Source organism: Halorubrum yunnanense (assembly GCF_026586675.1).
Lineage (GTDB): Archaea > Halobacteriota > Halobacteria > Halobacteriales > Haloferacaceae > Halorubrum > Halorubrum yunnanense.
In genome coordinates this window covers 1-4,995 of the sequence record NZ_JAODIX010000058.1, presented here as the reverse complement: position 1 = coordinate 4,995, position 4,995 = coordinate 1, and the positions used below count along the sequence as shown (strand labels likewise).

At 65.3% G+C, this 4,995-nt stretch carries 4 protein-coding genes; all 4 read right to left on the bottom strand.

From position 1 onward, the window contains the following. Positions 1-52: 52 nt before the first annotated feature. The 4 genes from pstB to N5096_RS12900 are packed head-to-tail and all read right to left on the bottom strand — an operon-like array spanning position 53 to position 4,880. Complete coding sequence (gene pstB, locus N5096_RS12915; RefSeq protein ID WP_267665239.1) at positions 53-970, bottom strand: phosphate ABC transporter ATP-binding protein PstB; 918 nt, start codon at positions 968-970, stop codon at positions 53-55. Next, complete coding sequence (gene pstA, locus N5096_RS12910; protein ID WP_267665240.1) at positions 967-2,535, bottom strand: phosphate ABC transporter permease PstA; 1,569 nt, start codon at positions 2,533-2,535, stop codon at positions 967-969. Before pstA ends, pstB begins: the two co-directional genes overlap by 4 nt. Beyond that, complete coding sequence (pstC, locus tag N5096_RS12905; protein WP_267665238.1) at positions 2,532-3,656, bottom strand: phosphate ABC transporter permease subunit PstC; 1,125 nt, start codon at positions 3,654-3,656, stop codon at positions 2,532-2,534. The genes pstA and pstC overlap by 4 nt, the downstream gene beginning before the upstream one ends. Before the next feature lie 45 nt (positions 3,657-3,701). Further along, positions 3,702-4,880, bottom strand: a complete 1,179-nt coding sequence (locus N5096_RS12900) for a substrate-binding domain-containing protein (protein WP_267665237.1) — start codon at positions 4,878-4,880, stop codon at positions 3,702-3,704. Positions 4,881-4,995 lie beyond the last annotated feature (115 nt).

Genomic DNA, 4,995 nt, shown 5'->3' with positions numbered 1-4,995 from the left:
TTGCTCTACTGTTAGGTCAGGGGCAACCTACGAGAGAGTGCCGAAATCCTTCTCAGGGTAAACACGTACCACTGATGTAATCCTCGACCCGCTGGCTCTCGGGACTCTCGAAGATCTCTTCCGTGTCGTCGTACTCGACGAGCTCGCCGCCGGTGAGGAAAACCGCGGTCTGGTCGGAGACCCGGGCGGCCTGTTGCATGCTGTGAGTGACGACGACGACCGTGTAGTCCTGCGCGAGGTCTTCGATGAGGTCCTCGATCTTCGAGGTGGCGATCGGATCAAGAGCCGAAGCCGGTTCGTCCATCAGGATAACCTCTGGGTCGACGGCCAGACACCGAGCGATACAGAGACGCTGTTGTTGGCCGCCGGACAGCCCGAGCGCGTTATCCTCAAGCCGGTCGTTCACCTCCTCCCACAGGGCGGCCCGCTCGAGTGACCGCTCGACGAGCGCCTCCTCGCGGTCGGGCTCCGCGCGACCCGTTAGCTTGGCGAGCAGTCCGGTCTCGATATCGCCGTGTTTCCGCGGTCCGTAGGAGACGTTCTCGCGGATCGACTTGGGGAAAGGATTGGGACTCTGAAACACCATTCCGACCCGCTTGCGAAGTTCGACGAGATCGACGCCGTCCTGATAGATATTCTCGCCGTCGAGCTCGACCGTCCCGTCGACGCGGGCGGCGCGGATACGGTCGTTCATCCGGTTGAGACACCGGAGGAAGGTCGATTTCCCGCACCCGGACGGGCCGATGAGCGCCGTCACGCTCTGCTCGGGAATATCCATCGAGACCCCCTTCAGCGCGTGGTCATCTCCGTAGTGGACGTCGAGGTCGTCGACGGCGAGTTTCGTCTCGCCACCGGCCTCGTAGCGCGTCCACTCCGGACGCGTTTCCTCGACGGTCTCGCCGGCGGTCGTGGAGACTCCCTGACTGTCCGTGCGGTTCGCCGTGGTCGCTTCGGTCTCTGTCTGACTCATTGGTGAAGTTTCCGTCTGAAGTAGTAGCGCGTCGCGATACCGACCGCGTAGAAGACCAACACGACGAGCAGCAGCGTCAGCGCCAGTCCCCACGCGTACTCCTGTGGATTCTGGATGTTCCCGCTCAGGCCCGCCGTGATGAGCGCGTACAACTGATACGGCAACGCGCTCGTCGCTTCCAACAACGCGGGGTTGCTGACGAACGGCGGCGACCCGCTCAGCTGGAAGCCCCCCAACACGTTGGGGGCAGCGGATTTCGCCGGGAGGACGCCACCACCCATCGTCAGCAGGAGGGGGGCGGTCTCGCCGGCGATACGTCCGACACCGAGGATGACGCCGGTGGTCACTCCCGGAATCGCCGCGGGGAGGACGACGCTACGGATCGTCTGCCACTTGGAGACGCCGAGCGCCGCGCTGGCGTCACGGTACTCGTCGGGTACCGCGAGTATCGCCTCTCGGCTCGTGATCAACACCAACGGCAACAGCATGAACCCGAGCGTCAACATTCCGGCTATCAGCGATTTCTGATTGCCGAAGCGCGGGATCAGGAAGGCGGCACCGAACAGGCCGAACACGATGCTCGGCGTGCTCCAGAGGCCGTTGGTCGCCACCTCGACGGCACCGGTGAATCGGCCCTGTTCGGCGTATTCGCTGAGGAATACGGCGGCGCCGACGCCGGTCGGCACGGCGAAGAGGACGGCACCGATGACCAACCAGACCGTCCCTACGAGCGCGGGGAACACGCCCGCGATATCGGCCAACAGCCCGGCACCGTTGGTCAGGAACGGCCAGCTGATGAGAGCCGCACCACCGACACCGAACCCGTTGAACAGCCCGGGAAGCCCCTTCACTGTGACGAACCCGACGAGTCCGACGAGGACGGCCAGTATCGAGGAGACGACGAGGTAGATGAGCACGTACGCGCCGACGTTCCGTCCCCGAGCGCCGAATCCGCCGTACGCTTTCGCGGCGCTCCAACCGGCCACCAGCGAGGCGAACAACACGATCAGAGGAACGACGGTATCGCCGAACAGCGTCGCGTTGTACCCGACCAGCACCTGCTTCCACCCGGGGCCGACGACGCCGGTGATGAGCGACAGTCCGCAGAGGCCGGCGACGGCCCCCGCGGGCAGCGTCGATCCGACATCCTCGCGGGGGAACGCGGTCGCCGCAAATGCGATCCCGCCGAGGATCACCCCGACGCCGAGCCGGCCGCCGGCTCCGAGCCTAACTGCTCCCGACACGATCGCGCCTGCGGCGAACCAGATCCCCGTGAACGCGGCCGCGGCCACGATCCCCGCGCTGGGTTGGGGTGCCGCGTCAACGTACCCGAACCGTGAGGCGACCCCGAAGCCAACGACTGCCGCTCCGAGCGCGAGTAGCACCGCACCGAACGCCACCGAGAGTTCGAAGCCGGCAACGGGGTCGTCGATCGCGACAACGCCCAGCAGTGCCGCCAAGCCGACAGCGAATAAGACTCCGGAGAGCCCGACCGCAGTCCCGGCGACGGCCTCGTACACCGTGCGGTCGTCCCGGACGAGCGCGGTCTGAGTGGCGCGACTCATTCGACACCTCCCAGGCGGCGACGCATACGCGCCTCGATGTACTGCGAGCCGATACTCAGACACAACACGGTCACGAACAGGACGACGCCGGCGGCGAACAGCGCGCTCTCGTGAACGCCGTTCGCGCTGCCGTAGCCGCGAGCGATGAGCGACGTGAGCGTCTCGTAGCCGTAGAAGACGTTCACGAGCGGCTCGCTGATCCGCGGAACGCCGGCCAGCATCACCGTCGCGGCCATCGTCTCACCGATAGCCCGTCCGACGCCGAGAAGCACGGCCGCCGAGACGCCCGAGAAGGCCGCCGGCAGCGTGATCGAGGTCATCGACTGCCAGTCGGTCGCCCCGAGCGCGAGCGACCCGTCTTTCATCACGTCCGGGACGCTCGTGAGCGCGTCCTCGGCCACGGAGACGACCGTCGGCAACGCCATTAGTCCGACGACTATCCCCACGAACAGATACGTCGAGCCGCCGTTGAGGGCGAACGCGCCGCCCGCCCACGGGTTGATAATGGTGAACCCGATGAACCCGTAGACGATCGAGGGGATGCCCGCCAGTATTTCGATGCCCGGCTTGACGAGCTCGCGGACCCGCGGCGGTGCGATCTCGGCGATGAACAGCGCCGCGGCGACGCCGAGCGGGGCCGCCACGAGGGTCGCGATGGTGGTCACCATCACCGTCCCGTGAATCATCGGGAGCAGCGAGTAGCGAACGGGCTCCGAGACGGCGTCCCAACGGGCCTGTGTGAACATTCCGAGTCCCGGAACGGAGACGCCGAACACGCTCGCCGTCTCGTACTGAAACGCCGGAATCGATTCGGCGAAAATGAACACGACGATGAGCCCGAGCGTCACGAGCGTCACCGTCGTCATCGCGAAGGTGACCGCGCGGGCGACGAGCGCCTGATGACGCGCCCAGCCGTACCCGGTAGCGATCAGGAACGCACCGAACGGAACGGCCGTCCATGGCGACGCCAGCAGGAACCCGACGAAGGCGGCCAGTAGCGACCCCATCGATACGAGGACCACTGCCAGCGCTCCCGGGTCGGTGTCGTCGACGAACTCCTGTGTTCTGGTCAGCCGTCGCTCGATGCTAGCACGCAAATCGGTTTTGGGGGTAAGTGACATATAATGGGGTCGAAGCGCGAAGCGAGCGTCCGCGCGACCGAGACGTTACGCCTGATCGGGGAGCTTCTCGCGTTCGGCTTCGATGTCGGACGTGGGCAGCGTGATGTAGTTGACGTCCTCGACGAACGTCTTCTGGCCGAACTCGGTCAGGAACATGTTGAGGAAGGCGGCCTCGCGCATGTCCGTGCCGTCAGGCGTCTCCTCGTTGATCCGGGTGTACATGTGCAGGTCCCGGTTCAGCGGGTACTCCGAGTCGAAGATGGTGTTCTCGGCGTCGGCGTCCGGCTCGAACAGCGTCCCTTCGAACTCGATGCCGATCGCTTGGATCCCCGACCCGGAGAATGCCAGCGCCATGTAGCCGATGGCGTTGTCGTTGTCTTGGAGGACCTGCTGGACCTGCTGATTCTGTCCGAAGCGACTGTCGACATCCATCGGCGCGTCGGCGTCGCCGAGCATGTTCAGCCGGAACGAGGTGTCCGTGCCCGACCCCTCTGCGCGGCCGACCACGAATATCTCGCTGTCCGGGCCGCCGACCTCGCTCCAGTTGGTGATGTCGCCTTGGTAGATGCCGCGGATCTGCTCGCCGGTGAGCTGTTCGACACCGGCGTCGTAGATGGCCTGACTCACGAACACCGGCTGGCCGTCGCGGCCGACGACGTGGTCGACGTAGTTCGCGTCGCGCTCCTCTTCGCTGATGTCGAGCTCCGCCGTGATCGGTCCGGAAGAGTTCCCGATGTCGACGAGCCCATCTCGAACCGCCTCACAGCCGGTCCCCGAGTGGCTCAGCGCCACGCGGGTGGCAAACGGCGGGTTCGACCGTTCACCGGACGGCTCGAAGCCGTACAGGCTGGCGAAGTAGTCGGCGATGTTCATGTCGGTCTCGATCTGGTCCCACCCGGCGACCGACGACTCGTCGTTGGCCCCCCAGTACTCGCCGTCGCTCGCCGGCGAGTTCGAGTTCCAGTAGGAGCTCCCCCTGTTCGAGATGGGGTACACCGTCGACGACCCCTCGGCGGTCACCGTCGCCGGAGCCGACGAGGAGGAGTCGATGGAGTTGCTACCGTCATCGCTCCCACTCCCACTGTCGCTACCGTCGCCACCATCGCTGCTGTTGTCGCTGTTGCCGCTGCACCCAGCGAGGCCGGCCGCCCCGACGGCAGCCGTCGAGAGCAGATACTTTCGGCGTGATACCGTGTCCGCCTGACGCCCCGAATCACGTGACATCAGGTGAATTCAGGTAGAACTGTATTAAACAGGTTTATAATAGGCGAGCCTGTCATAGAAAGCGTCACGTGCGAAGCAGCAGGGTTTGGAGACTGTGTCTACAAACTCCAAAGCC

What these genes read in the sequence shown, in the direction of transcription:
- pstB (WP_267665239.1), bottom strand. Translation starts at nt 970, where the DNA reads ATGAGTCAGACAGAGACCGAAGCGACCACGGCGAACCGCACGGACAGT.
- pstA (WP_267665240.1), bottom strand. Translation starts at nt 2,535, where the DNA reads ATGAGTCGCGCCACTCAGACCGCGCTCGTCCGGGACGACCGCACGGTG.
- pstC (WP_267665238.1), bottom strand. Translation starts at nt 3,656, where the DNA reads ATGTCACTTACCCCCAAAACCGATTTGCGTGCTAGCATCGAGCGACGG.
- N5096_RS12900 (WP_267665237.1), bottom strand. Translation starts at nt 4,880, where the DNA reads ATGTCACGTGATTCGGGGCGTCAGGCGGACACGGTATCACGCCGAAAG.